Here is a 26,455-nt window from a genome sequence, read left to right on the forward strand (position 1 = left end):
GACCGGCCCGGCGAGACCGGCCCCGCGAGACATCACTGGAAGAGCGTCGGGATCGCCGGATCGCCCTTCAGGAGCGAGTGGGCGATGACGGGGAGCTCGGCGACCGAGGCCCGGTGGCGCTCACGCGCGGTGTCGAGGGGCTCGCGGCCCACGACCTCGCCGTTCCTGACCAGCTGGCTGAGCAGCGGCCGGTCGTTGGCGTCACCGTCCGGAGGGGTGCCGATGCCGATCACCTCGGCGTCGGCGACATCCTTGCGGTTGCGGCGGCGCAGGGCGTACTTCCGGCCGCCGATCGACGCCTTGGACGCGCTCTTCTTGGCGACCGGCTCCAGCTCGCCCGAGGAGCCCTCGCGGGCGACCAGCTTGTAGACGAAGCCGGCGGTCGGGTGGCCGGAGCCGGTGACCAGCTGGGTGCCGACGCCGTAGCCGTCGACCGGGGCGGCCGCGAGGCCGGCGATGGCGTACTCGTCCAGGTCGCTGGTGACGATGATCTTCGTCTCGGTGGCGCCGAGGTCGTCGAGCTGGCGGCGTACGTCATGGGCGAGGAGCCCCAGGTCACCGGAGTCGATCCGCACCGCGCCGAGCTCGGGACCGGCGATGTCGACCGCCTTCGCCACGGCCTCGGCGATGTCGTAGGTGTCCACCAGCAGCGTGGTGCCCTTGCCGAGGGAGGCGACCTGGGCCTGGAAGGCCTGCTCCTCGGTGTCGTGCAGGAGGGTGAAGGCGTGCGCGGAGGTGCCGGTCGTGGGCACGCCGAAGCGGGCGCGGGCGGCGAGGTTGGAGGTGGCGGTGAAGCCGGCCACGTAGGCCGCGCGGGCGGCGGCGATCGCGGCCGCTTCGTGGGTGCGGCGCGAGCCCATCTCGATGCACGGGCGCTCGCCGGCCGCCATCGTCATCCGGGAGGCCGCGGTGGCGATGGCCGAGTCGTGGTTGTAGATCGAGAGGAGCACCGTCTCCAAGACGACCGCCTCGGCAAAGCTGGCCTCGACCACGAGCAGGGGCGAGTGCGGGAAGAAGGTCTCGCCCTCGGCGTACCCCCAGATGTCGCCGGTGAAGCGGTAGCCGGCCAGCCACTCCAGGGTCGGGCCGTCGACGACGCCCTCCAGGATGGCCAGCTGCTCCGAGCCGAACCGGAACGCCTCGAGAGCGTCGAGCGCCCGTCCGACCCCGGCCACCACGCCGTAGCGCCGCCCGCCGGCCAGGCGCCGGGGGAACAGCTCGAAGACGGCACGACGCTCCGCTGTGCCCGCCTTCAGGGCGGCCTGGAGCATGGTCAGCTCGTAGTGATCTGTCAGGAGCGCGGTCGAGTCCGCTGTCGAGTCCACGAGCACATCGTGGCACGATGGATGGCATGAGCGCGCCAAGCCCCGTGGAGCTCGACGAGCCCGAGGTCGACGACCTCGTAGCGCCCGCGACCCCGTGGGTCACCATCGTCTGGAACGACCCGGTCAACCTGATGTCGTACGTCACCTTCGTCTTCCAGAAGTACTTCGGCTACTCCAAGAAGAAGTCGGAGAAGCTGATGATGGAGGTGCACAACGACGGCAAGTCGGCCGTCTCCTCCGGATCACGCGAGGAGATGGAGCGCGACGTGCAGGCGATGCACGAATACGGCCTGTGGGCGACGCTGGAGAAGCAGGATTGATGGGCGGGTTCAGCTACCACCGCCGCGGCAAGCAGATCATCGCGACCTTCTCCGGGTTCGAGGCCGACCTGCTCCGTTCGCTGGCCTCGCAGCTCGTCGAGCTGTTGCGCAACGAGGTCGCCGCGCCGGCCGAGAGCGATGACCCGCTCGAGGCGCTGCTCGACTTCTCGGGCCCGACCACCGAGCCCGAGGACCCGGTCCTGAAGCGGCTCTTCCCCTCCGCCTACGGGAACGACGAAGAGGCCGCCGGGGAGTTTCGGCGGTTCACCGAGGGTGGGCTGCGCGACGGCAAGGCGCGGGCTGCGTCCACGATCATCGACTCGCTCGAGGAGGCGGGCCTCCCGCCCGAGCTCGACGAGGACGGGCTGGTCATCGACGTCGAGCTCCCGATCCCCGACGCCGAGGCGTGGATGCGCTCCTTCACCGACATCCGGCTCGCGCTCGCGACCCGGCTCGGGGTCGAGGAGGGCGACGAGGACTTCTGGGACTCGCTGCCCGACGACGACCCCGCCGGCCAGGTCTACGGGATCTACCAGTGGGTCGGGATCCTGCAGGAGACCATGGTCGAGGCGCTGTGGGCGGCGTCCTGACTACACCATGTCGTGGTGCGGTCGGGGCCGTGTCCGGCACCCGGTCACGTACGTCTCCGCTGCTCGGCCCGCCTAGGCTGATCCCGTGCTGACCATCGACCAGGCGACGTACGACGCGATCGTCGCCCACGCGAAGCGCGACCATCCCGACGAGGCGTGCGGGATCGTCGCGGGCCCTGAGGGGTCCGACCGGCCGGAGCGGTTCATCGAGATGATCAACGCCGCCGGCTCGCCGACCTTCTACGAGTTCGACTCGACCGATCTGCTCCAGCTCTACAAGGAGATGGACGCGAACGACGAGGAGCCGGTGATCATCTACCACTCCCACACGGCGACCGAGGCCTACCCCTCGCGCACCGACATCGGGCTGGCGATGGAGCCGAACGCGCACTACGTGCTGGTCAGCACCCGCAAGCACGGGAACGACGAAGGTCCCGTCGAGTTCCGGTCGTACCGGATCGTCGACGGCGAAGTCACCGAGGAAGAAATCAGCATCGTCGCGACGTTGTCGTGACGCGCCCAAGAAACATCCAGCTAGGAGAACCCATGGCCATCGAGGTCAAGATCCCGACCATCCTCCGCACCTACACCGCCGGTGAGAAGGCAGTCAGCGCCGAGGGCAAGACCCTGAGCGCGCTCATCGACGACCTCGAGGCGAACCACTCCGGCATCAAGGAGCGCCTCATCGACAACGGTGACCTGCGCCGCTTCGTCAACGTCTACATCAACGACGAGGACGTACGTTTCATCGGCGGTCTCGACGCCGAGCTCAAGGACGGCGACCAGGTCGTAGTCCTCCCCGCCGTCGCCGGCGGCTGCTGAACCCTTCAGCCCAGAATGCCGCGGTCGTACGCTCGTGCGACCGCGGCTGCTCTGTCTGTGACGCCGAGCTTGTCGAAGATGTGACCCAGGTGGGTCTTCACCGTCGCCTCGCTGACGAAGAGCTTCGCCGCGATGGCGCGGTTGGTCGTTCCGCGCGCGACGAGGGTGAGCACCTCGCGCTCGCGGGGGCTCAGCTGGGCCGTCGGGCCGGGTGAGCGCAGCCGGGAGGCGAGTCGGGTCGCGACCGCGGGGGAGAGGACGGTCTCGCCGGCCGCCGTCGCGCGGACGGCCTCGACCAGGTCCGGTGTCGGTGCGTCCTTGAGCAGGTAGCCGGTCGCACCCGCCTCGATCGCGGCGACCACGTCGGAGTCGGTGTCGAACGTGGTCAGGACCAGTACGCCGGTCCGCGACTCCAACGCCCGGAGCCGCTCGATCACCTCGACCCCGCCTGTGCCGGGCATCCGCAGGTCGAGCACGAGTACGTCCGGCTCGAGCTCCTCGACGAGGGCCAGGGCCTGCGCCCCGTCTCCCGCCTGGCCGACGACCTCGAAGCCCTGCGCGCGGAGCACTCCGACCACCCCGTCGCGTACGACGGGGTGGTCGTCGGCGACCACGATCCTGATCGGTGAGCTCATGCGGGTCCTCGGGGGAGTGCGGGGATGCTGGCGGAGACGGCGGTGCCGGAGCCGGGGGCGGACTCCAGGGTGAAGGTGCCGGTCAGGCGCTGGGCGCGGTCGCGCATCACGCCCAGCCCGAACGAGGACGAGCGGCGGGGAGCGGCGGGATCGAAGCCGGAGCCGTCGTCGCGTACGTCGAGGATGACCTCGGACTCGTCGAAGGTGAGGGTGACGCCGACCCGTCGGGCGGAGGCGTGCTTGGCGACGTTGGCGAGGGCCTCCTGGGCGATCCGCAACAGCGTCGCCTCGACCTCGGAGTGCAGCGCCGTGGGATCCCCGACGACGACGAAGGAGGCCTCGACGCCGTGGTCGACGCGCCAGCTCGCGACCAGCGTCGAGAGCGCGTCGGCGAGGCACGCGTCGGCCAGCTCGGCGGGGGTCAGGTCCTGCACAGACCGCCGGGCCTCGACCAGCGCGGTGCGGGCCATCTCGGTGGCCCGGGCCACCCGGCGGCGTACGTCCTGGGCGTCCGCGGAGCCCTCGGCGGCCTGGAGCTGGGCCACGACGCCGGCCAGGGACTGGGCGATGGTGTCGTGGATCTCGCGGGCGAGGCGCTCGCGCTCGTCGCGTACGCCGCTTTCGCGGGACTGCGCTAGGAGCTGCTCCTGGAGGCGGGCGTTCTCGGCGAGGGCATGTTCGAGCCGGACGATCGTGTCGGCCCGCTCCTGGCTGACGGCGTCGAGGTGCATGCTGTAGCGGGCCATCAGGGTGGCGAGCCCGAAGTTGACGACGAAGAGCACGGGCAGCGCCGCGCTCTGCCACGGGCTGTCGTACGGCGGCGGCCCACCGGTCTGGCCGGTGGCCATGATCAGCGAGGTGGCCGCCATCGCCACCCATCTCCAGCGGCCGCGGAAGGACTCGAAGGCGTCCAGGAACCCGACCCAGGCGAAGATGCAGAAGAGCGGATGGACGATGGTGAGGGCCGCGGCCAGCAGGGTGCGCCCGACGTAGCCGACCGGATGTGGGCGGCCGTAGACATACATCCATCGCCACATCCACACCGCGGTCGCCGCCACCAGCACGCCGAGCGTCACCCGCATGCCGAGCGTGCGCGGGCCCATCTCCGGGATGGTCGCGACGCTGATCACCGTGGCGAGCGCGAGCAGCACGAACGGCAGCGCCTTGAGGTTTCGCTCCCAGAGCTGCTCGTGCTCGACGGCCGAGGTCATGTGGAGGACCTTCTCATTGCCAGCGGAAGGCGCGCACGGCAACCAGGTAGAGCACGACCGCCCATCCGCCCATCACCGCCAGATCCACCAGCTGCGGGAAGGCGCCCCCTGCGGCGTCGTTGAGCGCGTTCGAGGCCGCGCCGTAGGGCGTGAACGAGAGGATGTCGCGCGCTGTGCCGCTGAAGTACTCGATCGGGACGTAGACCCCTGCGGTGAACATCGACGGGAAGAAGACCACCATCCCCACGACCTGCCCGGTCTTCGCGTTGGGCGAGACCGCGGTGATCGCGGCGCCGATCCCGAGCGAGACGGCCAGCGCCAGGACATACGCGACCACGTACCCGACCAGGGACTCCGGCAGCGGGGTCCCGAAGACCACCCTGCCGAGGGCGACCGCGATGACCGTGGAGGCGGCGACCGCGGCGGCGTGCACCAGCACCTGGCCCAGCAGGATCGAGGCGGGGCGGGCAGGGGTGGTGCCGAGCCGTCGCAGGACTCCGGTCTCGCGGTAGCCGGTCAGCGTCTGCGGCATCGTCATGATCGAGGCCATGATCATCGAGAGCAGCACGGCGACAGGCACATAGACGTCGATCAGCGCACGGCCACCGTAGTCGGGGTTGGGTTCGCGGAAGGCCGGGATGGCCCCGAGCACCACGAGGATCAGGCTCGGGAACAGGACGATCCAGAAGAGGGCGAGCCGATCCCGGGTGAAGAGCCGGGACTCCGTACGAATCACGGCAACGGTCGGGCTGGTCATCGGATCGCCTCCATGGCGTCGGTGTCGGGCGAGGTGTCGGTGAGGTCGAGGTAGGCGGCGTCGAGGCTGCCCGCGGCGACCCGGAGCCGCTGCGGGGCCACGCCCTGCGTACGCAGCACCTCGATGACCGCGAGCGCCACACCTTCGGCGCCCTCGACGGTGACGATGCCGTTCTCGCTGCGCGCGGCGGTGACTCCGTCGAGGTCGCGCAGGGAGGCCAGGTCGATCGCGACCGAGGTCTCGAAGGTGGTGATCGTGGCGGCGGAGGCGGAGTCGATGAGCCCCGCCGGGGTGTCCAGCGCCCGGATCCGGCCGGCGTCGACGATGGCGATCCGGTCGCAGAGCGTCTGCGCCTCCTCCATCGAGTGGGTGACGAGTAGGACGGTCACACCCCGGTCGCGTACGTCCCGGACCAGGTCCCACACCTCACGGCGGGCCCGCGGGTCCAGGCCGGTGGTGAGCTCGTCGAGCACGACGACCCGCGGCCTGCCGATCAGCGCCAGCGCGATCGAGAGCCGCTGCTGCTGGCCGCCGGAGAGGTTCTCGAACCGCTGTCGCAGGTGCCCGCCGAGGCCGAGTCGCTCGGCCAGCGGCGCCCACGGCTCCGGGTCGGGGTAGAAGGCGCTCCACAGCTCCAGCGCCTCCTGGACCGTGATCTTCGGCTGCAGCTTCGCCTCCTGGAGCTGCACGCCGAGCACCTCCGTCACCGCAGCGCGGTCGGTCCACGGGTCGATGCCGTGGACCCGGATCCGGCCGCGGTCGCCGACCCGTAGGCCGGCGATCGACTCGACGGTGGTGCTCTTGCCGGCTCCGTTGGGGCCGAGGATGCCGAAGATCTCGCCTTCGTGGACGCTCAGGCTGATCTCGTCGACCGCCACCTTGTCGCCATAGGTCTTGCGCAGGCCGTCCACGACGACCGCTGGTTCTCGTTCCTGATGCATACCCGGAGCCTGTCGTGATCCGCGGTCTCACGGATCGGGCGATCGGCGCGAGTGGGCATCAGACGATCGGTTGATGCGACGATGGACCCCATGCGCTACGACAACCTGCTGGCGTCGGTCGGGGGCACCCCGTTGGTGGGGCTGCCCCGCCTCTCGCCCTCTCCCGACGTACGTCTGTGGGCCAAGCTCGAGGACCGGAACCCCACCGGCTCGATCAAGGACCGCCCGGCTCTTCGCATGGTCGAGGAGGCCGAGAAGGACGGCAGGCTCCGCCCGGGCTGCACGATCCTGGAGCCGACCTCCGGCAACACCGGGATCTCGCTGGCGATGGCGGCCAAGCTCAAGGGCTACCGGATCGTGTGCGTGATGCCCGAGAACACCTCCGAGGAGCGGCGCCAGCTGCTGCGGATGTGGGGCGCCGAGATCGTCTCCTCGCCCGCCGCAGGTGGCTCCAACGAGGCTGTCCGGGTCGCCAAGCGCCTCGCCGCCGAGCACCCCGACTGGGAGATGCTCTACCAGTACGGCAACGCCGCCAACGCGCGCGCCCACGAGGAGGGCACCGGCCCCGAGATCCTCGCCGACCTCCCCGCGATCACCCACTTCGTCGCCGGACTGGGCACGACCGGCACGCTCATGGGCGTCGGCCGCTTCTTCCGCGCCGCCAAGCCGGAGGTACGCATCGTGGCCGCCGAGCCGCGCTACGGCGAGCTCGTCTACGGCCTGCGTAACCTCGACGAGGGCTTCGTCCCCGAGCTCTACGACGCGTCCCTGATCGACGCCCGCTTCTCGGTCGGCCCCCGTGACGCCGTACGCCGCGTCCGCGAGCTCCTCGAGCTCGAGGGCATCTTCGCAGGCATCTCCACCGGCGCCATCCTCCACGCCGCCCTCGCCCAGGCCGCCAAGTCCCTCAAGGCCGGCGAGAAGGCCGACATCGCCTTCGTCGTCGCCGACGGCGGCTGGAAGTACCTCTCCACCGGGGCGTACGAAGGCACCATCGACGACGCCGAGGAAGGCCTCGAGGGTCAGCTCTGGGCCTGACCACTGCTGGTCGAGCCTCAGCGGCAGAAGGCGTAGACGACGAGGCCGTGGTCCTCCCCGGAGAAGACCTGGTCGAGGGCCTTGCCGGTGAGGTGGGCGTCGACGTAGCGCGGGGCGGGGCCGGTGGCGACGATGGCGTGGCCGGGGAGCCTGCCGGTCATGTCGCGTGGGGCCTCGGCGCTCCAGCAGTCGTGCTTCTCGATGAGGGCGGCGGGGCTGCCGGGGGCAATCGGTCGCCCCGACCAGACGCTGCCTGCCTCGGGCTCGGCGCCGAGCTGCACCAGCGCTACGGCGATGGCCGATGCGTACATCGCCCAGATGCCGAGCGCCAGGAACCCCTTGCGTCCGAGGAAGGCTCTCACTCCTGGACAACGCGGCAGCGGGCCCGGGAGTTACGGGCGGTGGCCGGGCTCGGCCACGTCGTGGTCGTGGATCCAGGCGAGATGACGGTCGTACGCATCGCCTGACCCGAGTCGCTTGTTGCGGGCCTGCGCGCGGGGACCGTCGGGGAGGTGGAGGACGTCGGCGGCGGCCAGCGAGGCGATCTGGATGCGGCGGGTGCGGTCGCGACGGCGTACCTCGTAGTTCGTGCGGGCGCGGTCCGTGTCGTCGTCGGTGGCGAGGCAGTCGGCGAGGACGATCGCGTCCTCGATCGCCTGGGCGGCACCCTGGCCGTGGTGGGGGACCATCAGGTGAGCGGCGTCGCCGAGCAGCGTGATCCGGCCGCGCGACCAGGTGACCAGGGGAGGGCGGTGGAAGAGAGCCCAGTGCTCCGAGCACGGTGCCGCGGAGATCATCTGGACCACGGCCGGATGCCAGCCGGCGTACGCATGGACGTGCTCGTCCGGGTCGGCCGGCCAGGACCACGAGTCCGGTGCCCAGGGTCCGAGCTGCCGCTTGACCAGCAGGAACGCATGGTCGCCCTTGCCGACCGGGTGATGCATGAGGTGGCCGTCGGTTCCTGTCCACACCTGCACCCGGCCTGGATCGGGGAGCAGGGTGAGCTGCGAGCGCGGGACGATCCCACGCCAGGCGATGCAGCCCGAGAAATGGGCGTCGTCGTAGCCGACGACGTGCTCGCGCAGCATCGATCCGGCGCCGTCGGCGCCGATGACCAGGTCGGCCTCGACCGACTCGCCGTCGGCGAACTCCAGTGTCACGGGGCCGTCGCCGGGATCGGTGAGCGCGACCAGGCGGTGGCCGAGGTGGAGCCCCTCGGTGCCGAACGCCTCGCTCAGGAGCGCGTGCAGGTCGGCGTGATCGATGCCGTAGCACGGAGCCCCGGCGCGGTCGGCGTACTCCGCGGCGGAGAGCACCCGTCCGATCGCGGCGCCCGTGTGGCCGTCGCGCCAGACCCAGCCGCCGACGGTCGCCGCCGCCTCACCGAGATCGGGCTCGAGCCCGAGGCGCTCCAGGAGCCTGGTCGCGTTGGCCGGTAGCAGCACGGCGTCGCCGGCCGGGCGCGGATCGGTCGCGGCCTCGTACACCTCGACCTCGACGCCCCGGCGGCGCAGCTCGACGGCGAGGGTCAGGCCGCCGATGCCGGCGCCGATGATCGTGACCCGCCGGGCACGACGATCCCTGCGTAAAGCTGCCCGAGCCATCCGGGTGACTGACATCGCACGCTCCTTGGGGAGGTTACGTTCGAAACGTACCTCAGGGGCGTGTGTGCTCGTGGACGGTTACGGCAAACATCATTTGACGTCGAGCGTCTGCTTCTTGCCGATGTCGCTGGTCTCGATGGGGCCGAGGCCGAGGAGATCCAGGGCCAGGTTGCCGAGGTCGGCGTTGCGTACGGGCTGAGGGCCTTCGTAGTCGGGCCGGTCCTCGCCGGGGTCGCGGTAGTCGTCGGCGTTGAGCTCGTAGAGGTCCGTGCCGGCGCCGGCGTCCGGCCCCCACACGATGAACGGGATCCGGTAGTTCTCGTAGACCTTCTCGGAGTGGTTGGTGATCCCCGACTTGAAGCCGTGGTCGGCGGTGAGGATGACGTCGAGCTCCTTGGTCAGCCCGGGGTCGGCGTCGATGACGTCGAGGAACTCACCGACCTGGGCGTCGGACTCCTCGACGGCCTCCAGATACTCCGGCGACATCCCGCCCGAGGCGTGCCCGGCGGCGTCGGGAAGGGACAGATGTACGAAGGTGAGGTCGCGCCGCTCGTCGGCGAGGTCCTCGGCGGCTTCCGGGACCAGCTCGTCGTGGTCGTCGATCGGCACGTAGAGGTCGATGTCGTCCTCCCAGGCCCGCTGCCACAGCTCGAACTTCTGCTTCGTCACGAAGACCCCGGTGCTGAGCCCGGCCTCGTGGGCGACGGTGAACACCGACTCCTCGTTCTTCGAGATCGACTTCGACGGGTCGCCGACGTTCCAGGTGACCCCGTGGCCGCCGTCGTCGGCGTTGATCGGGTCGCTGGTGACCATGCCGGTGTGGTTGGGCAGGGTGATGTTCTTCTCGTAGGCGGTGCGGGCGTTGAGCGTCGAGGCGCCCTCGTCGATCAGCCGGTGGATGTTGGGCGTCTTCGCCGGTCCGAGCTTGGCCAGCGCATCCGGATTGAGCCCGTCGATCGAGATCGCGAGCACCTTGCGCTCGACCTGGGTCGGCTCACGCTCCGCACGGTCGCGAGCGTCGCTCTTGTCGCCGCTGTCGCCACCGCCGCCGTTCCGGTCGGGAAGGGCGGTGAACGCCACGACGAGCACCACGACGACGAAGATGCCGAGGGAGACGAGAGGGAAGAGGCGACGCACCGGCACACCCTAAGTGAACCCGATGGCACCCCGGGCGAACGCTCAGCGAATGTCTAGTGACTGAGTTGAGTTCAGCGTGCTGCCGGGGATCGGGCCCAGGCCGAGCAGGTCCAGGGCCAGGTTGCCGAGGTCGCCGTTGCGGATCGGCTGCCTGCCGGCGTACGCCGGCCGGGTCGTCCCCGGCGCGAGGTAGTCGGGGTTGAGCCGGTACAGCGAGGCACCGCGGGCGACCCGGGGACCCCACACGACGAACGGGATCCGGTAGTTGGAGTAGAGGTGGGCGCCGTGGTCCCTGGCGGCAGCCTTGAAGCCGTGGTCGGCGGTGAGGATGACGTACGTCGACCGCTTCAGCGTCATCGAGGAGTCGATCGCCTTCAGCAGCTTGCCGATGCGGGCATCGGTGCGGATCACCGAGGCGCGGTAGGCCGCGCTCATCCCGCCGTCGCGGTGACCGTAGTGGTCGGGGGAGCCCAGGTGGACGAAGGTGAAGGCACGCTTGTCGGTCGCCAGGTCGGCGGCCGCCCGGCTGACCAGGTCGGCGTCGCTGTCGACCACGAACCGGTCGATCGAGGGCCAGGAGCGGTCGAAGATGCCGAACTTCGACTTCGATGCGAACAGGGCACTGCTCCGGCCGGTGCGCTCGACCTGGCTGAAGACCGATGAGACTGCGTGGCCGGCGGCCTCCTGCACCGTCATCCAGCGGCGGTCGTCGTTCCAGGTGACCCCGTGGCCGTGCTCGGAGCGGGTGATCCGGCGGCCGGTGACCATCGAGGTGTGGTTGGGCAGGGTGACGTTCTGCTCGTACTCGCTGCGCGCCTGCCGGGTCGAGGCGCCGCCACGCATCAGCCGGTAGATGTTGGGCAGGTTGCCCGGGCCGAGCTTCTCGATCGCGGTGACGCTGAGACCGTCGACGGAGATCGCCAGCACCCGCTTCGTGGTCGCCGCCTGTGCGGGCCGCCCGGGCAGCTCGACGACCGCGAAGGTGACGCCCAACAGGGTGATCAGGACCATCAGCACCAGCGAGCGCCGAGAAATCGTCATAACCGGACGTTAACAACACTGATCCGGCCCGCTCATGAACGTGAGATGGATCTCGGGTATGTCTCGAGTGACCCCCAGCACTGCGAAGTTGCGCTGTTTGGGCCTAGCCTTGACGATCGTGCAGTCCGTCTCGTCCCTGGGTTCGCCCTCGCCCCTGGGTTCAGCCCAGCCCGACCGCGACGCCCCGATCGGGATCTTCGACTCGGGCTTCGGTGGTCTCACCGTGGCGCGGTCGGTGATCGACCAGCTCGCCCACGAGTCGATCCTGTACGTCGGCGACACCGCCCGCGCGCCCTACGGGCCCAAGCCGATCGCCGAGGTGCGCGAGTACGCCCTGGAGTGCCTCGACCATCTCGTCGCCCAAGGCGTGAAGGCGCTGGTCATCGCGTGCAACTCGGCCTCGGCCGCGATGCTGCGCGATGCCCGGGAGCGCTACAAGCCGCTGCCCGTCGTCGAGGTCATCCTGCCGGCGACCCGCCGCGCCGTCGCGGCATCCCGCACCGGCCGGATCGGAGTCATCTGCACCCACGCGACCGCCGAGTCGATGGCGTACGACGACGCCTTCGCCGCGGCTCCGCACGTCTCGCTGCACACCCAGGCGTGCCCCCAGTTCGTCCCGTTCGTCGAGGCCGGCATCACCGGCGGCGACGAGCTCCTGGCCGCCGCGCACGAGTATCTGGACCCGCTGACCAGCGCCGGAGTCGACACGCTGATCCTCGGGTGCACCCACTATCCGCTTCTGACTGGTGTGATCTCTTATGTGATGGGCGACAACGTGACGCTGGTCAGCAGTGCCGAGGAGTCGGCGAAGGACGTCTACCGCGTCCTGGCCGAGCATGACCTGATGCGCGAGGGCGGCGAGCCGACCTACACGTTCCTGACCACCGGCAACCCCGCCGAGTTCAAGGCGATCGGTGCCCGGTTCCTCGGTCCGGAGCTCGCCGCCGCCCAGCAGTTCGCCGGGGGGATGGGATGACCTCCGGGATGCGGCTGACCGTCATCGGATGCTCGGGCTCCTATCCCGGACCCGACAGCCCCGCCTCCTGCTATCTCGTCGAGGCCGACGACGAGGCCGGACGTACGTGGCGGATCGTGCTCGACATGGGCAACGGTGCGCTCGGAGTCCTGCAGCGCTACATCGACCCGCTGCTGATCGACGCGGTCCTGCTCTCGCACCTGCACGCCGACCACTGCGTCGACATGACCTCCTACTACGTCCTCCGCAAGTGGCACCCGACCGGCCCGCAGCCGCCGATCCCCGTCTACGGCCCCAAGGGCACCGGCCGGCGCCTGGCGAAGGCCTACGACCTGCCCAAGCGCCCCGGGATGCGCGAGGAGTTCGCGTTCTCGACCTACACCGGGCCGATCCATCTCGGTCCTTTTCGGATCATCCCGACGGCCGTGGAGCACCCGGTCGATGCGTACGGACTCCGGATCGAGGCGCACGGCAAGGTCATCGCCTACAGCGGTGACACCGCCGAGACCGAGGCGCTGCTCGACATCGCCACCGACGCCGACCTGTTCGTCTGCGAGGCCGCCTTTCGCGACGGCGTCGACAACCCGCCCGGCGTGCACATCACCGGCGTCCACGCGGGGGAGTACGCCACCAAGGCTCATGTGAAGAAGCTGGTCGTCACTCACGTCCCGCCCTGGCATGACTCCGCCGACGCCCTCCGCGAGGCGCGGTCGGCGTACGAGGGGCCGACCGAGCTGGCGGCTACCGGGGCTGTGTACGAGGTTTGAGCTCGTGCAGGGATACCCGGTTAACCGGGTATCCCTGCACTTCTCAGGCGTTGCAACACCCGAGAAGTGCAGGAAAACCCCGAGCGGTGTGACGCAAGTGGTCGGTGAGGCGAGCGCTCAGACCAGGCCGGCGTCGTGCACGGTGATCGCGATCTGGACGCGGTTGGTGGCGCCGAGCTTGTCGAAGAGGCGCGAGACGTGCGCCTTGACGGTCGGGATCGAGAGGTAGAGCTCCTTGGCGATCTCGGCGTTGCTCAGCCCGCGCCCGACCGCGAGGGCGACCTCGTGCTCGCGGTCGGTGAGCGCCTCGAGCCGGCGGCTGGCGGCAGCGGCGCGCTCGCCGGTCGGCTCGGCGCGGAGCCGGGTGATCAGGGTGCGGGTGGCCTTGGGGGAGAGGATCGGCTCCCCGGAGGCGACCGCGCGGATCGCCGCGACGATCTCGGGCGGGGGCGTGTCCTTGAGGAGGAACCCGTCGGCGCCGGCGGCGAGGGCGTCGACGACGTACTCGTCGGCACCGAAGGTGGTCAGCACGATGACCCGCGGCGATCGTGACTCGGTGAGTACCCGGCGGGTCGCTTCGAGCCCGTTGATCCGGGGCATCCGGATGTCCATCAGCACCACGTCAGGGGCGGAGGTACGCACCAGAGCGAGCGCCTCCTGCCCGTCGGTCGCCTCACCGACGACCTCGATGTCGGCCTGACCGCCGAGCATCAGCCCGAGGGCCGAACGCACGAGCGGGTCGTCGTCGACGATCCCCACCTTGATCTTCACCGGACGCTCTGGGTTGGTCCCTGGGCTGCTCACTGGCCCCACGGTAGCCATGCTTCGAGAATGAAGACATCCTTTTCCGTACGGTGCGCGAGCCGTCCGCCTGCGAGGTCGACGCGCTCGGTCAGCCCGATCAGGCCCAGGCCGGCCCCGGGAGTGTTGGAGTCGAAGCCGAGCCGGTTGCGCAGCAGCACCTCGATCCCGTGCTCCTCCGAGCCCTGCAGGGACACCTTCAGGGCCGCCCCGGGCGCATGCTTGCGGGCGTTGGTGATGCCCTCCTGCACGACCCGGTAGATCGACCGGCCGACCGCCTCCGGCGGCGAGCCCTCGACATCGTCCTCGAAGGTGATGTTCATCCCGCCCGCTCGGGCCTCCTCGACGAGGCGGCCGAGGTCGGCGTACGTCGGCTGGGGTGCGGTCTCGGGATCCTCGCCGTTGCCGCGCAGCACGCCGAGGACGGTCCGGAGGTCGTCAAGCGCCCGGTGGGCGCCGTCGCGGATGGTGCCCACCTCGCCCCGGACCTCGTCGGCGGAGAGGTCCTCGCGGTAGGCGAGCGCGCCGGCCTGCATGGAGATGTGGGAGATGCGGTGGGCGAGCACGTCGTGCATCTCGCGGGCGATCCGTCGGCGCTCGGTCTCGCGGGCCTGGGAGACGCGCAGTGCCTGCTCGGCCTCGGCGGTCTCGGCGCGGAGCCGGAGCGTTGCGATCAGCTCACGGCGGGAGCCGATGTACATGCCCCAGGCGACCATCGCGGCGATGATCAACACGTTGGCGCCGAGGTTGAAGCCCCACAACGGGATGCCAGGGATCTCCTCCGCGGGGGTGGTCTCCATCACCGCGAACCAGAACATGCCTGCGGCGACGTTGAGCAGGGAGATCGGGATGATCTCGCGCCAGCGGCGCCGAGTCGCCAGCGAGACCAAGGCGAGGCTTGACGCCCCGGCGGAGAGGATCGAGAACGCCCCGGCGACGACTGTGAACGTGGCGATCGCCACCGGCCAGCGGCGGCGCCAGAAGACCAGGACCATGGAGAGGACGCCGAGGCTGAGATCGAGCAGGAAGCGCCACTCCGGCCATCCATCGGTGCTGGAGACCAAGCCAACGGCGCTGATCCCCAGCGCAAGGAGATACCGCCACACGTGCCCCCACAGGCTCAGGCGTGGCTGATAGGCCTCGGGTGACGGTTGCTGCACGGCATACACGTTAGTGAACCGAAGCCTGACGGACCCGATGCCGTGGTCGCGACCGGCCAATACTTTCGTCGGGTTGCAGGTCATCCGTATGTCCGATGCAGTCTGCGCCGGAGGCACGGCAGGATGTACGTCATGATCAAAGTCGAAGGACTGACGAGGGTCTATGGGACCTTCACCGCGGTCGACGACGTGTCGTTCACCGCCGAGGCCGGCAAAGTCACCGGCTTCCTCGGCCCGAACGGCGCGGGCAAGTCGACCTCCATGCGCATCATGGTCGGACTGACCAACCCCACCAGGGGTCGGGCAACGATCAACGGCAGCCTCTATGCCGACCTCCCCAACCCGGGCCGCCACGTCGGCGTGCTGCTCGACGCCAGCGCCCAGCACGACGGCCGCACCGGCCGCGAGGTGCTCACGCTCGCCGCGATGACGATGGGCCTGCCCAAGTCTCGCGTCGACGAGATGCTCGAGCTGGTCTCGCTGACGCCGTCGGAGGCGAAGCGCCGGATCAAGAACTACTCGCTGGGCATGAAGCAGCGTCTCGGCATCGCGCACGCGCTGATCGGTGACCCCAAGGTGCTGATCCTGGACGAGCCGGCCAACGGCCTGGACCCGGCGGGTATCCGCTGGATGCGTGGCCTGCTGAAGGAGTACGCCGACCGCGGCGGCACCGTCCTGCTCTCCTCCCACCTGCTGCACGAGGTCGAGCAGATCGCCGACGAGCTGATCCTCATCGGCAACGGCCGCATCGTGGCCGAGGGCACCAAGGACGCCATCCTCGCCGGCCAGGGCACCGCCGGCCAGTCTCTGGTCACCTCCCTGGACAACGAGGCGCTCACCGTTGCGCTGAAGGCCAAGGGCTACAGCGTCGAGCCGGTCGGCACCGGCATGCGCGTCTCCGCCGCCCCGGCAGAGGTGGGCAAGGCCGCTCTGGAGGCCAACGTCGTGCTCACCGACCTGCGTGACGGCGGCGCCGGGCTCGAGGACATCTTCCTGCAGCTCACCGCCGCAACCCAGCGCGAGCAAGTCGCGCCCATCCAGGCCGAAGGAGCCTCCGCATGAGTGCCGTATCCGTAGCGCCCTCCACCCCGCTCCCGACGGCCACCAAGGTGCCGTTCGGCCGCCTGGTGCTGGTCGAGTGGCGCAAGATGACCGACACGCGTGCCGGACGGGTCATGCTGATGATCACCGGTGGGCTGATCGCCCTGGTCGCGGGAATCATCCTGCTCGTCACGGCGCTGTCCGACATGGCCGCGTTGCCCGCATCGACCTGGATGAGCGCCCTCTCGTTCCCGGTCTCGCTCCTGGTGCCGGTGCTGGCGATCATGATCGTGACCCAGGAGTGGGGCCAGCGCACCCATATGGTCACCTTCACCCTCGAGCCCAGCCGGCTCAAGGTCATCTTCGCGAAGCTGGTCGCGGTCTTCGTCCTGGGCATCGTGACCATGGCCATCGCGGTCGGCATCGGTGCGATCGGGACGGTGGCGGGAGCCGCGATCGCCGGTTCCGAGGCGAACTGGAACGTGAGCGGTGAGGCGCTCGCGTGGACCCTGGCGACGCAGATCCTCTACCTGCTCATGGGCTTCGGGTTCGCGATGCTGCTGCTCAACACCCCGGCCGCACTGGTCATCTACTACGGCTACACGCTGATCCTGGAGGCGTCCGTCTTCAGTGCCCTCTACTTCATCTTCGACTGGGCACAGAACATCTTCCCCTGGATCTCCATGCAGGTGGCGATGATGCCCTACATCGCGGAGAACGAGATGAGGGCAGCCGGAATGGCCGTCGAGGACGGAGCGCTCGGGTTCGCCAGGCTGGCCACCTCGATCACCCTGTGGGTCGGGCTGCCGCTGGTGCTCGGCACGATGCGGGTTCTCAAGTCCGAGCTCAAGTAGTTCATCGGACTGTTCGCGACACGACACGCGGGGGTGGGTGCTTCGGCACCCGCCCCCGTCACCGTTGTGAGACGTGGGCACCTACCTGCGTTATGCGGCGCTGGGCGACAGCGCCACCGTTGGCCTCGGCGACCCTGTCAGTGAGGGTTGGCGAGGATGGGCCCGGCTTCTCGCCGAGGCTCTGGGACAGACGTACGACATCTCCTTCTGCAACACCGCGGTGATCGGGGCGACCTCGACCGTGGTGGTCGAGCAGCAGCTCGCCGATGCGGTGGCGCACCGGCCCGACGTGGCCTCGCTGATCGTCGGGGTCAACGACGTGATGCGGTCCGGCTGGGACACCGAGCGTCTCCGCAACGACCTGATGACCTGCGCCGACGCGCTCGCGGGCCAGGGTGCGCTGCTGATGACCGCGCGCTTCCACGACCACTCGGTGATGTGGCCGATGCCGGGCTGGATGAAGCGGTCGATCCAGCGGCGTACGGCCGATCTCAACGCCATCTGGGACGAGGTCCATGGCACATACGGTGGGCTGCGGGTGGACCTGGGCGCGGTTCCCGACCTGCACGAGCGGAGGTTCTGGGCCGCCGACCGGCTACATCCCTCCGAGCTCGGCCACCGGCGGATGGCGCGTTCGTTCGGCGAGCAGCTGGTGGCGTACGGCCTCACCTTCGAGCCGCCGAGCCTCGAGCCGGCCGGCGGGCTGCCGACGACCTGGCGGCAGGACCTGGCCTGGATGGCCGGTGAGGGAGTGCCGTGGATGGGGCGGCGGGCGCGGGATCTGGGGCCCTGGGTGGTGCGCCAGGCCTGGGCGCGACCGGTTCGACCCAGTGGTGAGCAGAGCCGGGAGAGCGTTGCATAGGGTGGTCCCGTGACCACACGAGCTGACGGGCGCGCCGACGACGAGCTGCGCCCCATCAAGATCACCCGCAACTGGCTCGACCACGCGGCCGGTTCCGTCCTCATCGAGTTCGGCAAGACCCGTGTCCTGTGCGCCGCCTCGGCCTCCGAGGGCGTGCCGCGCTGGCGCAAGGGCTCCGGGCTGGGCTGGGTGACGGCGGAGTACGCCATGCTGCCGGCCTCGACCCACGAGCGCTCCTCGCGCGAGTCGGTGAAGGGCAAGATCGGCGGACGTACGCACGAGATCTCCCGGCTCATCGGGCGCTCGCTGCGCGCGGTGATCGACTACAAGGCCCTGGGCGAGAACACGATCAACATCGACTGCGACGTGCTGCAGGCCGACGGCGGGACGCGTACGGCAGCCATCACCGGCGCCTATGTCGCGCTGTCCGACGCGGTGGCCTCGCTGGGCGTGCAGAAGGCACTGACCGGCTCCGTCGCTGCGATCTCGGTCGGGATCATCGACGGTGTACCGCGCCTCGACCTTCCCTACGAGGAGGACGTCCGCGCCGAGACCGACATGAACATCGTGATGACCGGCGAGGGCAAGTTCGTCGAGGTGCAGGGCACCGCCGAGGGCGTCGCTTTCGACCGCGCCGAGCTCGACGCCCTGCTGGCGCTGGGCGAGAAGGGCTGCGCCGACCTGACCAAGCTGCAGGAGGCCGCACTTGCCGGCTGAGCCGAAGATCCACGTCGCCTCGCGCAACGCCAAGAAGCTGGAGGAGATGTTCCGGATCCTCTCGCCGCTGGTGCCCGGGGTCTCGGTCGTCGGCCTCGACGACGTCACCCACTACGACGAGCCGGTCGAGGACGCGCCGACGTTCGAGGGCAACGCGCTGATCAAGGCGCGTGCTGGGTTCGCGGCCACCGGGCTGCCGACCGTCGCGGACGACTCGGGTCTCTGCGTCGACGCGCTCAACGGGATGCCCGGGGTGCTCTCGGCGCGTTGGGGTGGGCCCCCGAAGTCGGACGAGCGCAACAACGAGCTGCTCCTGGCCCAGCTCTCCGACGTGCCCGACGAGCGCCGCGGCGCCCACTTCGCCTGCGCGATCGCCTTCGTCTCGGGCGGTGGCGAGATCGTCGTCGAGGGCCGCATGGACGGCCGGATCATCCGCGAGGTCCGCGGTGACGGCGGCTTCGGCTACGACGTCCTGTTCGTCGCGGTCGACACCGAGGACGGGCGTACGTCTGCCGAGCTGTCGATCGAGGAGAAGGACGCCATCTCCCACCGTGGTCGCGCCCTGCGCGAGATCTCCCCGCAGATCGCCGCCGCACTCGGCTAGGGGTCACTAGCCTCGGCGGGTGACCACCTTCGACGCGCAGCACCGTCAGCACGCCTACCGGTTCCGGCTCGACTGGGGGCCGGTGGGCGCCGAGGCGATCGGGCCGGTGGACATCGCCGTCGTGGTGGACGTGCTCTCGTTCACCACGACGCTGACGGTCGCCGTCGAGCGCGGGATCGAGGTGTTCCCGTTCCGGTGGCGGGACGACCGGGCGGAGGCGTACGCACGCGAGCACGACGCCGTTCTCGCGGTGCAACGTCAGGACGCGGTGCCGGGCCGGCCCTCGCTCTCTCCCGCATCGCTGCGCCGGGCCGAGGGCGTCCGGCGGCTCGTGCTGCCCTCGCCCAACGGCTCGACGATCAGCACCCTGCTCGCCGACGGCGGTGCCAAGGTCGTCGGTGTCTCGCTCCGCAACCGGACCGCGGTCGCCGAGTGGCTCGCTCCTCGCTGCGTTGACGGCGCGAGCGTCGCCTTCATCGCGTCGGGGGAGCGCTGGCCGGACGGCACACTCCGCCCCGCGGTCGAGGATCTCTGGGGAGCCGGCGCCGTCCTGGACGTCCTGGACCCAGACGAGCTCTCGCCTGAGGCCGCCATGGCGCGCGACGCCTTCCGTGCGGCCGATCTTCCGGACGCGCTCCATGCCTGCGCCGGTGGCCGGGAGCTGACTGCCAAGGGCTACGCCGACGACGTGATGGTGGCCGCCGAGGTCGACGGCTCGTCGGTGGTGCCCCTCCTGAGCGGCCGGTCGTTCATGTCAGCCACCGACCGGCTCACTGATCCGTGCTGAGCCGGCCCTCCAGACCGATCTGCCAGTCGAAGAGCCCCTGCTCCACGAGCAGGGTGAGCAGGGCCTTGTCCAGCCCGGTCGCGATCGCGACCCCGATGAGCACCAGGACGACGCCGAGCACCTTGTGGAAGGCGCCCTCGGGGTCGATCGCCCACCTGAGCCGGGCGATCAGCGCCCGTCCGCCCGCCATGACCGCGGCCAGCAGGAGCGTCAGGCCGGCGACGTACGCGAGCAGGTAGCCGAGCCCGCTCAGCGGCTCAGCCGGAAGGATGGCGGCCACGATCAAGGCGTACGTCGGGCTGCAGGCGCTGAAGACCGGCCCCATGCTCGCGCCCAGGAGGATGTCGCCGCCGATCCCGCGACGGGTGCTCGCCCGGGCCATACGTTCCTGGGCGCGCGATCCGAGCCCGAGCCGGAACGCCACCGCGTCCCACAGCCGTGGCCAGATCATCACGACACCGAAGAGCGCCACGATCACACCGGAGACGACGCTCCAGAACCGTGGCGGGACGTCGATCAAGAGGGTCGTCGACTTGAGCACGATGCTGAACACGATGACGGAGACGCCGAGCGCGGCCACCGCCACCCACGGCCGGCGCTTGCCGGTCCCGCGGGGCAGGCTGTACTCACGGGAGAATATGGCCGGCACGAACGCCACCACGCACGGGGCGAGCACCGAGAGCGCTCCGGCGAGGAACGACGCGAGCAGCAGCGTCACTGGGTGTTCTCGAGGATGGCGTCGACCGACTTGTCCTGGCCGTAGCCGGACCAGAGCTCGACCGTCTCGCCGGCGGGGTCGACGCGTACGAAGGTCGACTGGATCGTCACCCCGTGCTGCTTGCGCAGGTCGGTCGCGGAGTCGTAGTCGACCTTCAGGATCTGGGCCCCGTCAGGCACCTCGCCGCTCTTGATCGCCTCCTCGAACCCGCGGCACTCGGGGCACCAGGGCGCGTGGAAGAAGAGGATCGTGTCGGTGTAGCACTCGTCGGCGACGGCCGCCTCGGAGTAGTCGGCATAGCGGCCCGTTGCCTCGCACGAGGCTGACGAGTCGTTCCCGGCGGCGGGGGGCGACGTGGGCGGCACGCTCGCACTGGTGGTGGGCGATGCGGAGTCATCGGCGGTCTCCGCTGAGCCGCAGCCGACGGTCACCGCGCAGAGGATGGTCAACAGGGCCAGGATTCGGGTGCTCACGGGCATGGGTTCGGAGCGTACGTTCCCGCGGACTGGTGTGCGCATCGACCTCATTGAAGAGCGGCGGTGAGGCGCAGCACGTTGTCGACGTACGCCGCGACCTTCGGCCGCGCGAGCCACTCCTCGAGCAGCAGCTCGCGCGAGATGGCCCGGTAGCTGTCCTCGACCTTCCGCAGCTGTGTCACCGGTTCGCCGTCGAAGAGCATCAGCGAGATCTCGTAGTTGAGGGCGAAGGAGCGCATGTCCATGTTGCTCGAGCCGAGCACGGCGACCTCGTCGTCGATGCTGAAGTGCTTGGAGTGCAGGACGGCGGGCTTGGGGTAGAGATAGATGCGGACACCGGCCTCGAGTAGCGCCTCGTAGTAGGAACGCTGGGCGTGGTAGACCATGAACTGGTCCTTGCCCTCGCTGACGAAGAGCTCCACCTCGACGCCACGGCGGGCGGCCGTGGTCACGGCGTACAGCAGCGACTCGTCCGGCACGAAGTAGGGGCTGGTGATCGAGATCCGCTTCTTGGCGGCGTACATGAGATGGGTGAACGCGCGCAGGTTGTTCTCGGCGTCGACACCTGGGCCGCTGGGCACGATCTGGCCGGTCACGTCGCCGGCGCGCGGCGCGGTGGCGGCCAGCTCGGAGCGCAGCAGCTCCCCGGTCTCGGTGTCCCAGTCGCTGGCGAACACGACGTTCAGCGCAGTCACCAGCGGACCCTCGATCCGTGCGTTCAGCTCGACCCACTCGCGGCCGGCCCGGTGGTTCTTGGGCTTGTTGTAGCCGGGCTCGATGAGGTTCTGCGAGCCCGTGAACGCGACCCGGCCGTCGACCACCAGGAGCTTGCGGTGGTTGCGCAGGTCGGGGCGGCGGATCTGGCCGCGGAGGGGGTCGATCGGCAGCAGCGGGTGCCAGTCGATGTCGGAGGCGTCGAGCCGCTTCACGAGCTTGCGCCAGACCGGGATGCCGCGCGAGCCGAGGTGGTCGAGGAGGAGCCGGACGCTCACCCCACGCGCCGCGGCCCGGTCCAGGGCGTCGAAGAACGGCTCGGTCATGTGGTCGCAGGCGGTGATGTAGAACTGCGCATGCACGTACGTCTCGGCCTCGTCCACCGCGGCCGTCATCGCCTCGATCGAGGCGGCGTAGTCGTCGATCAGATCGATCCGGTTCCCCGACCTGGCAGGCAGTGAGCCGAGCCGTTCGTTCAGCTCGATCGTGGCCGCGTCGACCTCGGAGATCGTCTTCTGGTGCGGCGTTCTCGGCAGTCCGCGGACGTACTCGGACACCTCGTCGTTCAGGGCTCGCTGGCGGGCGTGTCGCCGGCGATCCAGCCGGGTCTGACCGAGCAGCAGGTAGCCGATCAGGCCGATTCCCGGGATGAAGAAGATGGCCAGCAGCCACGCCATCGCGCTGGCCGGACGCCGGTTCTTCGGCACGACTCCGAGCGCGATGACCTTGACCAGCAGGTCGATGATGTAGATCGAGGTCCCCATGACCCCCGCCACTGTCATGCGCATCAGCATGCACCACCGCCACTCGTGTGGGAATCTTCTGACATGGTTCGACTCTTCCCTGCCGCCCGCCGTGCCATCGCTGCCGAGGAGGCCTCGCCGCCGGTCTGGGAGGTCGACGTCTCCGCCCAGCGGGACCAGGCCCGCAAGCTGGCCGCAGCTGAGGCGAAGGAGGAGGTCGCGGAGGTGGCCGGGATCGACGCCGGCGGGGTTCCGTGCCGGCTCTACACCCCCGAGGACGTACGCGAAGGGGTGATCGTCCACCTCCACGGCGGTGGCTTCGTCTTCAACGACGTCGAGGTCCACGACGCCGCGTGCCGGCGGCTCGCCAACAGGAGCGGGCTGCGGGTGCTGTCGGTCGATTACCGCAGGCCTCCGGAGCACCCCTATCCCGCGGCTCCCGACGACGTCGACACGGTCGTCAAGTGGCTGGGCAACGACCCGCTGCTGAGCACGTTGCCGGCGTACGTCCACGGTGACAGCGCCGGCGGCAACCTCGCCCTCGTCGCGGCGCTGCGCAACCCGGGCGTCTTCGGCGCGATGGTGCTCGTCTACCCGTTCCTCGACCCGTCGATGAGCACCCCGGGCTACGCGATGGTGGACGGCTGGAACGAGGAGGCGGCGTGGTACTGGAAGCAGTACGCCTCGACCGAGGCCGATCTTCGCAATCCCGACCTCGGCCCCTATCTCGCCTCTGACCAGGAGCTTCGCGGCCTGCCGCCGACGCTGATCGTCAGCGCCGAGGGCGACATCCTCACCGACGAGAACGAGGACTTCGCGCTCCGGTTGGCCGACCTCGGCGTCGACGTGGTCGCCTTCCGTGCGGTCGGCCAGATCCACGGTTTCTGGCGCCACGGCCAGACCTTCCCGGCCGCGGAGTCGGTGATGGCGATGACTGCTGCCTTCTTTCGGGGACGTCAGTGACGGAGCCCTACGACGTCACCGAGGTCCGGGCCGCCTACGACACCGTCTCCAAGGCGTACGCCGAGATCGTCGACCCTACGATCACCGAGACCTCCTTCGACGCCGGTGTCCTCGACACCTTCGTCAGCTACGTCCGCAAGGACGGTGGTGGGCTGGTCGGCGACATCGGCTGCGGGCCCGGGCGGGTGACGGCCTATCTGGCCGAGCGGGGGATCGACGTCTTCGGAGTCGACCTGTCGACGGGCATGATCGCGCAGGCCAAGGAGCGGCATCCGGCGCTCCGGTTCGAGGTCGGCGACATGGCTCGCCTCCCGCTCCGCGACGGTGAGCTCGCGGGGGTGCTGGCTTGGTACTCGCTCATCCACACCCCGCCTGCGCGCCGGCCCGAGGTCATCGCCGAGCTCGCCCGGGTCACCCGCCGCGGCGGCCGGTTCGTGACCGCGTTCCAGGTCGGGGACGAGCACGTACGCCACATCGGCGCCTACGGCCACGACGTCACCTTCGACGGCTACCGGCTCCCGGTCGAGGCGACCAGCGCCCTGCTCGAGGAGGCGGGTTTCGAGGTCACCGCGACGGTCGTGCGCTCCGCCGAGGACTGGGAGCGGACGCCGCAGGCCTATCTCGTCGCGCGACGTCGCTGACGACGATAGGTTGCGCGCATGACGCAGCAGCCGTACCACGTCCCCCGCTTCTTCCTCCGCCAGAAGGTCACGCCTTTCACCAACAAGTACGTCGCCCAGGCCGCCAACGCCGACGGCTCCGAGGGGCAGGTGCTCGCCTTCGCGCAGCAGAAGCGGCTGGCGTTCAAGGAGCAGGTGACCTTCTACGCCGACGAGTCGAAGTCGCAGGCCGTCTTCGCGTTCAAAGCGCGTGCGGTGATGGACCTCAACGCCGGCTACGACGTCACCGACCCGAGCGGTGCGGCGCTTGGCTTCTTCCGCAAGGACTTCGGCAAGAGCCTGCTCCGCTCGACGTTCCAGGTCGAGGGCCCCGGCTACGCCGGCACCGGTCAGGAGCGCAACCAGCTGGTTGCCATCCTGCGCCGCTTCACCGAGTTCGACTTCATGCCGATCCACTTCGACTACGTGTCCTCCGAGGGCCAGCCGCTGATCTCGATCGAGCGCCGCTTCGCCTTCCGTGACAAGTACACGGTCACCGTCCACGACCCGCGCGTCGACTTCCGGGTCGCCGCAGCCCTCGCGGTCGCGATGGACGCGCTGATGCAGCGCTGAAGCCACTCGGCTCAGGCTGGGCTCGTCCGGTCCGGGTCCGCTGCCGCCAGGTGCGGGCGGACCAGGTCCAGCAGCAGTTGGTGGGTCGCCGCGTCGGCCGCGGCGATCATCCCGCGGCCGGTGTGGATCGGGTCGCCGTTGAGGTCGGTGACGACGCAGCCGGCGGCCTGGCACAGCGCGATGCCGGCGGTGAAGTGAACGCTTCCCTCGAGGTGGCCATCGGTGACGTACGCCGCCCGCCGGCCGGCCGCCACCCAGGCGACCGCGAGGGTGGAGGACATCACGCGCGGGCCGAACTGGGCCCGCAGGCGCGGGTCGGCGACGAGCTGCCCGCCGACGAACGGCCGGTCGAGCGGGCCGTCGCACTGGATGTCGACGAGCCGGGTGCGCGGGCTCGGGGTCAGGACGGTGTCGCCGCCTCCCTGGCGTAACCAGGCGGAAGTGGCGTCGGTCCAGAAGATCTCCTCGCTGATCGGGTCCGCCGAGACTGCCGTCTTCACGCCCTCGGGTGTCACGAGTGCGACGTTCACCGCGGCGAGCGGGGTCTGGGCGGCGTAGTTGAGGGTCCCGCAGAGCGGGTCGACCAACCATCGCCGCTCGCTGTCGCCGCTGCGCCCGGTCTCCTCGCCCTCGAAGGCATCCTCCGGCCGGTACGTCGCGATCGTCTCCCGGATCGCCTTCTCCGAGGCGATGTCCGCCTCGGTCGCGAAGTCTGTAGGGGACTTGTCGAAGTGGCTCAGGTCGGTGCCGTACATCTCTCTGACGACCGCCGCCCCCGCCGTCGCCGCCGCGATCGCGACGGCCTGGTCCGGGAACGCTGCCCGGAAGGCGTCGATCGCTGGATCCGGGAACTCCTCCGGCTCGTCGCCGATGAACACCGCCACCACCTCGGCCTCGGGATCCTCGGTCAGCTTGGGCAAGATCTTGTCACGCCAGCTCCGTACGTTGGGGTGGTCATAGTCGACGTACGCCTCCGCGGGCGAGATCAGCTCGATCGCCCGCTCGAGCTCCTCTCGGGTCAGCCGGTACGCCGCGGTTCCGCGCTTGTGTCCGACGACTGTCGCGATCACCACGGCCGGGAGGCGGTGGCCGTAGGCGTTGACCAGGGGGAAATGCTCTGGCTTGTGGTCGGGTGCTGTCGATGGGCGGAGGCCGACGCCGTGGGCGTTCGGGGGCGTCCAGCCGTCGATCGCTGACTCGAACCTTGATCTTGCCGCGAGGATCTCGTCCATCGTTGTCCACTGGTCCACGCTGGGGGAATCTATCGGTGCGTTTGTCGTTTGCGGACCGTATTTCGGGGTTCATGTGGGCCGCCGACCCTTTCTTTGAGGGTCTTCTCGACGGGCCGTCGAGAAAAAAATTGGCTGGCTATCGGGGCGGCGGCCCGGGGGTGGCGCAGCGGATCCTTGCTTGGGACAGGTGAGGTTGATGGGGCGGAAGGGCGGCCCTTCGGGCCACTTACCATCCACAGATGCTAGGCCGCTCGCTCACCGCGAAAACGGTGTTTTACCTGCGAAAACAGATGGCAGTGGCAGGACTGGGGGCGTAGAATCAGACCCATCACAACACCTCTTGAAGGGAGAGATGGCGATGAGTCTCGGCCGCTCGATCGACCCGTG

General features: G+C 69.8%; 31 protein-coding genes. 16 read left to right on the forward strand and 15 right to left on the reverse strand.

Annotation, left to right across the window (positions count from 1 at the left end; translation table 11 throughout):
* Window positions 1-32: 32 nt before the first annotated feature.
* Entirely contained in the window at window positions 33-1,271 is a 1,239-nt protein-coding gene (locus OG801_RS22645) for a nicotinate phosphoribosyltransferase (RefSeq protein WP_406036294.1), read from the reverse strand.
* A gap of 80 nt (window positions 1,272-1,351) precedes the next feature.
* On the opposite strand from OG801_RS22645, the gene clpS reads away from it, so the two are divergent.
* From clpS to OG801_RS22665, 4 genes are all read left to right on the forward strand, one after another.
* On the forward strand, window positions 1,352-1,645 hold the full coding sequence (clpS, locus tag OG801_RS22650) for an ATP-dependent Clp protease adapter ClpS (RefSeq protein WP_040755277.1): 294 nt from the start codon (window positions 1,352-1,354) through the stop codon (window positions 1,643-1,645).
* Window positions 1,645-2,235: a DUF2017 domain-containing protein gene (locus tag OG801_RS22655; protein ID WP_355018667.1), complete on the forward strand. Its 591-nt coding sequence runs from the start codon at window positions 1,645-1,647 to the stop codon at window positions 2,233-2,235. Before clpS ends, OG801_RS22655 begins: the two co-directional genes overlap by 1 nt.
* Before the next feature lie 85 nt (window positions 2,236-2,320).
* The gene (locus OG801_RS22660; protein ID WP_406031500.1) at window positions 2,321-2,749 is read left to right on the forward strand and encodes a Mov34/MPN/PAD-1 family protein; all 429 of its coding nucleotides are present in this window, start codon (window positions 2,321-2,323) and stop codon (window positions 2,747-2,749) included.
* A 32-nt stretch (window positions 2,750-2,781) separates the two neighbouring features.
* On the forward strand, window positions 2,782-3,057 hold the full coding sequence (locus OG801_RS22665; RefSeq protein ID WP_008358635.1) for a MoaD family protein: 276 nt from the start codon (window positions 2,782-2,784) through the stop codon (window positions 3,055-3,057).
* Between the two features lie 5 nt (window positions 3,058-3,062).
* On the opposite strand, the gene OG801_RS22670 is transcribed toward OG801_RS22665, so the two are convergent.
* From OG801_RS22670 to OG801_RS22685, 4 genes are read right to left on the reverse strand one after another with little or no spacing between them, the layout of a single operon-like run.
* Window positions 3,063-3,692 carry a response regulator gene (locus tag OG801_RS22670; protein WP_406031501.1) on the reverse strand — a complete coding sequence of 210 codons (630 nt, stop codon included), beginning with the start codon at window positions 3,690-3,692 and terminating at the stop codon, window positions 3,063-3,065.
* Entirely contained in the window at window positions 3,689-4,903 is a 1,215-nt protein-coding gene (locus tag OG801_RS22675; RefSeq protein ID WP_406031502.1) for a histidine kinase, read from the reverse strand. Before OG801_RS22675 ends, OG801_RS22670 begins: the two co-directional genes overlap by 4 nt.
* A 13-nt stretch (window positions 4,904-4,916) precedes the next feature.
* Window positions 4,917-5,660 (reverse strand): ABC transporter permease, encoded by a 744-nt coding sequence (locus tag OG801_RS22680; protein WP_355018671.1) that lies wholly within the window; start codon window positions 5,658-5,660, stop codon window positions 4,917-4,919.
* The gene (locus OG801_RS22685) at window positions 5,657-6,601 is read right to left on the reverse strand and encodes an ABC transporter ATP-binding protein (RefSeq protein ID WP_406031503.1); all 945 of its coding nucleotides are present in this window, start codon (window positions 6,599-6,601) and stop codon (window positions 5,657-5,659) included. Before OG801_RS22685 ends, OG801_RS22680 begins: the two co-directional genes overlap by 4 nt.
* Window positions 6,602-6,691: 90 nt before the next feature.
* On the opposite strand from OG801_RS22685, the gene OG801_RS22690 reads away from it, so the two are divergent.
* A complete protein-coding gene (locus OG801_RS22690; RefSeq protein ID WP_355018673.1) occupies window positions 6,692-7,639 on the forward strand; it encodes a pyridoxal-phosphate dependent enzyme in 948 nt (315 codons plus the stop codon).
* 17 nt (window positions 7,640-7,656) lie between these two features.
* Here OG801_RS22690 and OG801_RS22695 read toward each other — a convergent pair whose 3' ends face one another.
* The 4 genes from OG801_RS22695 to OG801_RS22710 form a co-directional block, all read right to left on the reverse strand.
* Window positions 7,657-8,001, reverse strand: a complete 345-nt coding sequence (locus tag OG801_RS22695) for a hypothetical protein (RefSeq protein ID WP_406031504.1) — start codon at window positions 7,999-8,001, stop codon at window positions 7,657-7,659.
* A gap of 30 nt (window positions 8,002-8,031) precedes the next feature.
* Window positions 8,032-9,258 (reverse strand): FAD-dependent oxidoreductase, encoded by a 1,227-nt coding sequence (locus tag OG801_RS22700; RefSeq protein WP_406031505.1) that lies wholly within the window; start codon window positions 9,256-9,258, stop codon window positions 8,032-8,034.
* Window positions 9,259-9,333: 75 nt separating this feature from the next.
* Window positions 9,334-10,380: an alkaline phosphatase family protein gene (locus OG801_RS22705; RefSeq protein ID WP_406031506.1), complete on the reverse strand. Its 1,047-nt coding sequence runs from the start codon at window positions 10,378-10,380 to the stop codon at window positions 9,334-9,336.
* 42 nt (window positions 10,381-10,422) lie between these two features.
* Window positions 10,423-11,421, reverse strand: a complete 999-nt coding sequence (locus OG801_RS22710) for an alkaline phosphatase family protein (protein ID WP_406031507.1) — start codon at window positions 11,419-11,421, stop codon at window positions 10,423-10,425.
* 118 nt (window positions 11,422-11,539) lie between these two features.
* Here OG801_RS22710 and murI point away from each other — a divergent pair, with 118 nt between their 5' ends.
* Both murI and OG801_RS22720 read left to right on the forward strand, forming a co-directional pair.
* Window positions 11,540-12,397 carry a glutamate racemase gene (murI, locus tag OG801_RS22715; protein WP_160024693.1) on the forward strand — a complete coding sequence of 286 codons (858 nt, stop codon included), beginning with the start codon at window positions 11,540-11,542 and terminating at the stop codon, window positions 12,395-12,397.
* Window positions 12,394-13,164, forward strand: coding sequence for an MBL fold metallo-hydrolase (locus OG801_RS22720; RefSeq protein ID WP_355018678.1), 771 nt, complete (start codon window positions 12,394-12,396; stop codon window positions 13,162-13,164). Before murI ends, OG801_RS22720 begins: the two co-directional genes overlap by 4 nt.
* 117 nt (window positions 13,165-13,281) lie before the next feature.
* Here OG801_RS22720 and OG801_RS22725 read toward each other — a convergent pair whose 3' ends face one another.
* A complete protein-coding gene (locus OG801_RS22725) occupies window positions 13,282-13,968 on the reverse strand; it encodes a response regulator transcription factor (protein WP_355018679.1) in 687 nt (228 codons plus the stop codon).
* Window positions 13,965-15,125 carry a histidine kinase gene (locus OG801_RS22730; RefSeq protein ID WP_355018680.1) on the reverse strand — a complete coding sequence of 387 codons (1,161 nt, stop codon included), beginning with the start codon at window positions 15,123-15,125 and terminating at the stop codon, window positions 13,965-13,967. Before OG801_RS22730 ends, OG801_RS22725 begins: the two co-directional genes overlap by 4 nt.
* A 132-nt stretch (window positions 15,126-15,257) precedes the next feature.
* Between OG801_RS22730 and OG801_RS22735 the strand changes: the two genes are divergently transcribed.
* From OG801_RS22735 to OG801_RS22760, 6 genes are all read left to right on the forward strand, one after another.
* Entirely contained in the window at window positions 15,258-16,187 is a 930-nt protein-coding gene (locus OG801_RS22735) for an ATP-binding cassette domain-containing protein (protein WP_355018681.1), read from the forward strand.
* Window positions 16,184-17,020: a hypothetical protein gene (locus OG801_RS22740; protein WP_355018682.1), complete on the forward strand. Its 837-nt coding sequence runs from the start codon at window positions 16,184-16,186 to the stop codon at window positions 17,018-17,020. Before OG801_RS22735 ends, OG801_RS22740 begins: the two co-directional genes overlap by 4 nt.
* 73 nt (window positions 17,021-17,093) lie before the next feature.
* Window positions 17,094-17,882, forward strand: coding sequence for an SGNH/GDSL hydrolase family protein (locus OG801_RS22745; RefSeq protein WP_406031508.1), 789 nt, complete (start codon window positions 17,094-17,096; stop codon window positions 17,880-17,882).
* Window positions 17,883-17,891: 9 nt separating this feature from the next.
* Window positions 17,892-18,599: a ribonuclease PH gene (gene rph / locus OG801_RS22750; RefSeq protein WP_355018684.1), complete on the forward strand. Its 708-nt coding sequence runs from the start codon at window positions 17,892-17,894 to the stop codon at window positions 18,597-18,599.
* A gap of 46 nt (window positions 18,600-18,645) precedes the next feature.
* Window positions 18,646-19,203: a non-canonical purine NTP pyrophosphatase gene (locus OG801_RS22755; protein WP_406036295.1), complete on the forward strand. Its 558-nt coding sequence runs from the start codon at window positions 18,646-18,648 to the stop codon at window positions 19,201-19,203.
* Between the two features lie 19 nt (window positions 19,204-19,222).
* Window positions 19,223-19,990: a 2-phosphosulfolactate phosphatase gene (locus OG801_RS22760; RefSeq protein WP_406031509.1), complete on the forward strand. Its 768-nt coding sequence runs from the start codon at window positions 19,223-19,225 to the stop codon at window positions 19,988-19,990.
* On the opposite strand, the gene OG801_RS22765 is transcribed toward OG801_RS22760, so the two are convergent.
* The 3 genes from OG801_RS22765 to cls are packed head-to-tail and all read right to left on the reverse strand — an operon-like array spanning window position 19,974 to window position 22,680.
* Window positions 19,974-20,708 (reverse strand): cytochrome c biogenesis CcdA family protein, encoded by a 735-nt coding sequence (locus OG801_RS22765; protein WP_406031510.1) that lies wholly within the window; start codon window positions 20,706-20,708, stop codon window positions 19,974-19,976. The two genes, OG801_RS22760 and OG801_RS22765, sit on opposite strands and share 17 nt — an antisense overlap.
* On the reverse strand, window positions 20,705-21,187 hold the full coding sequence (locus OG801_RS22770) for a thioredoxin domain-containing protein (protein ID WP_406031511.1): 483 nt from the start codon (window positions 21,185-21,187) through the stop codon (window positions 20,705-20,707). Before OG801_RS22770 ends, OG801_RS22765 begins: the two co-directional genes overlap by 4 nt.
* A 44-nt stretch (window positions 21,188-21,231) precedes the next feature.
* Window positions 21,232-22,680: a cardiolipin synthase gene (gene cls, locus OG801_RS22775; RefSeq protein ID WP_406031512.1), complete on the reverse strand. Its 1,449-nt coding sequence runs from the start codon at window positions 22,678-22,680 to the stop codon at window positions 21,232-21,234.
* Window positions 22,681-22,725: 45 nt separating this feature from the next.
* Between cls and OG801_RS22780 the strand changes: the two genes are divergently transcribed.
* From OG801_RS22780 to OG801_RS22790, 3 genes are read left to right on the forward strand one after another with little or no spacing between them, the layout of a single operon-like run.
* On the forward strand, window positions 22,726-23,604 hold the full coding sequence (locus OG801_RS22780; protein WP_406031513.1) for an alpha/beta hydrolase: 879 nt from the start codon (window positions 22,726-22,728) through the stop codon (window positions 23,602-23,604).
* On the forward strand, window positions 23,601-24,245 hold the full coding sequence (locus tag OG801_RS22785) for a methyltransferase domain-containing protein (RefSeq protein ID WP_406023278.1): 645 nt from the start codon (window positions 23,601-23,603) through the stop codon (window positions 24,243-24,245). Before OG801_RS22780 ends, OG801_RS22785 begins: the two co-directional genes overlap by 4 nt.
* 18 nt (window positions 24,246-24,263) lie before the next feature.
* Window positions 24,264-24,836, forward strand: coding sequence for a hypothetical protein (locus OG801_RS22790; protein ID WP_355018692.1), 573 nt, complete (start codon window positions 24,264-24,266; stop codon window positions 24,834-24,836).
* A gap of 11 nt (window positions 24,837-24,847) precedes the next feature.
* Here the strand turns inward: OG801_RS22790 and OG801_RS22795 are convergent, their stop codons facing one another.
* Window positions 24,848-26,086, reverse strand: a complete 1,239-nt coding sequence (locus tag OG801_RS22795) for an inositol monophosphatase family protein (protein ID WP_406031514.1) — start codon at window positions 26,084-26,086, stop codon at window positions 24,848-24,850.
* Window positions 26,087-26,455: the final 369 nt, after the last annotated feature.

The sequence above is a fragment of the Nocardioides sp. NBC_00163 genome, from assembly GCF_045206295.1.
GTDB lineage: Bacteria > Actinomycetota > Actinomycetes > Propionibacteriales > Nocardioidaceae > Nocardioides.

Excerpts from the sequence above, each read along its gene's own strand:
- OG801_RS22645 (WP_406036294.1), bottom strand. The coding sequence starts at position 1,271 with ATGCTCCAGGCCGCCCTGAAGGCGGGCACAGCGGAGCGTCGTGCCGTC.
- clpS (WP_040755277.1), top strand. The coding sequence starts at position 1,352 with ATGAGCGCGCCAAGCCCCGTGGAGCTCGACGAGCCCGAGGTCGACGAC.
- OG801_RS22655 (WP_355018667.1), top strand. The coding sequence starts at position 1,645 with ATGGGCGGGTTCAGCTACCACCGCCGCGGCAAGCAGATCATCGCGACC.
- OG801_RS22665 (WP_008358635.1), top strand. The coding sequence starts at position 2,782 with ATGGCCATCGAGGTCAAGATCCCGACCATCCTCCGCACCTACACCGCC.
- OG801_RS22670 (WP_406031501.1), bottom strand. The coding sequence starts at position 3,692 with ATGAGCTCACCGATCAGGATCGTGGTCGCCGACGACCACCCCGTCGTA.
- OG801_RS22675 (WP_406031502.1), bottom strand. The coding sequence starts at position 4,903 with ATGACCTCGGCCGTCGAGCACGAGCAGCTCTGGGAGCGAAACCTCAAG.
- OG801_RS22680 (WP_355018671.1), bottom strand. The coding sequence starts at position 5,660 with ATGACCAGCCCGACCGTTGCCGTGATTCGTACGGAGTCCCGGCTCTTC.
- OG801_RS22685 (WP_406031503.1), bottom strand. The coding sequence starts at position 6,601 with ATGCATCAGGAACGAGAACCAGCGGTCGTCGTGGACGGCCTGCGCAAG.
- OG801_RS22690 (WP_355018673.1), top strand. The coding sequence starts at position 6,692 with ATGCGCTACGACAACCTGCTGGCGTCGGTCGGGGGCACCCCGTTGGTG.
- OG801_RS22700 (WP_406031505.1), bottom strand. The coding sequence starts at position 9,258 with ATGTCAGTCACCCGGATGGCTCGGGCAGCTTTACGCAGGGATCGTCGT.
- OG801_RS22710 (WP_406031507.1), bottom strand. The coding sequence starts at position 11,421 with ATGACGATTTCTCGGCGCTCGCTGGTGCTGATGGTCCTGATCACCCTG.
- OG801_RS22720 (WP_355018678.1), top strand. The coding sequence starts at position 12,394 with ATGACCTCCGGGATGCGGCTGACCGTCATCGGATGCTCGGGCTCCTAT.
- OG801_RS22735 (WP_355018681.1), top strand. The coding sequence starts at position 15,258 with ATGATCAAAGTCGAAGGACTGACGAGGGTCTATGGGACCTTCACCGCG.
- OG801_RS22740 (WP_355018682.1), top strand. The coding sequence starts at position 16,184 with ATGAGTGCCGTATCCGTAGCGCCCTCCACCCCGCTCCCGACGGCCACC.
- OG801_RS22755 (WP_406036295.1), top strand. The coding sequence starts at position 18,646 with ATGTTCCGGATCCTCTCGCCGCTGGTGCCCGGGGTCTCGGTCGTCGGC.
- OG801_RS22770 (WP_406031511.1), bottom strand. The coding sequence starts at position 21,187 with ATGCCCGTGAGCACCCGAATCCTGGCCCTGTTGACCATCCTCTGCGCG.
- cls (WP_406031512.1), bottom strand. The coding sequence starts at position 22,680 with ATGACAGTGGCGGGGGTCATGGGGACCTCGATCTACATCATCGACCTG.
- OG801_RS22780 (WP_406031513.1), top strand. The coding sequence starts at position 22,726 with ATGGTTCGACTCTTCCCTGCCGCCCGCCGTGCCATCGCTGCCGAGGAG.
- OG801_RS22790 (WP_355018692.1), top strand. The coding sequence starts at position 24,264 with ATGACGCAGCAGCCGTACCACGTCCCCCGCTTCTTCCTCCGCCAGAAG.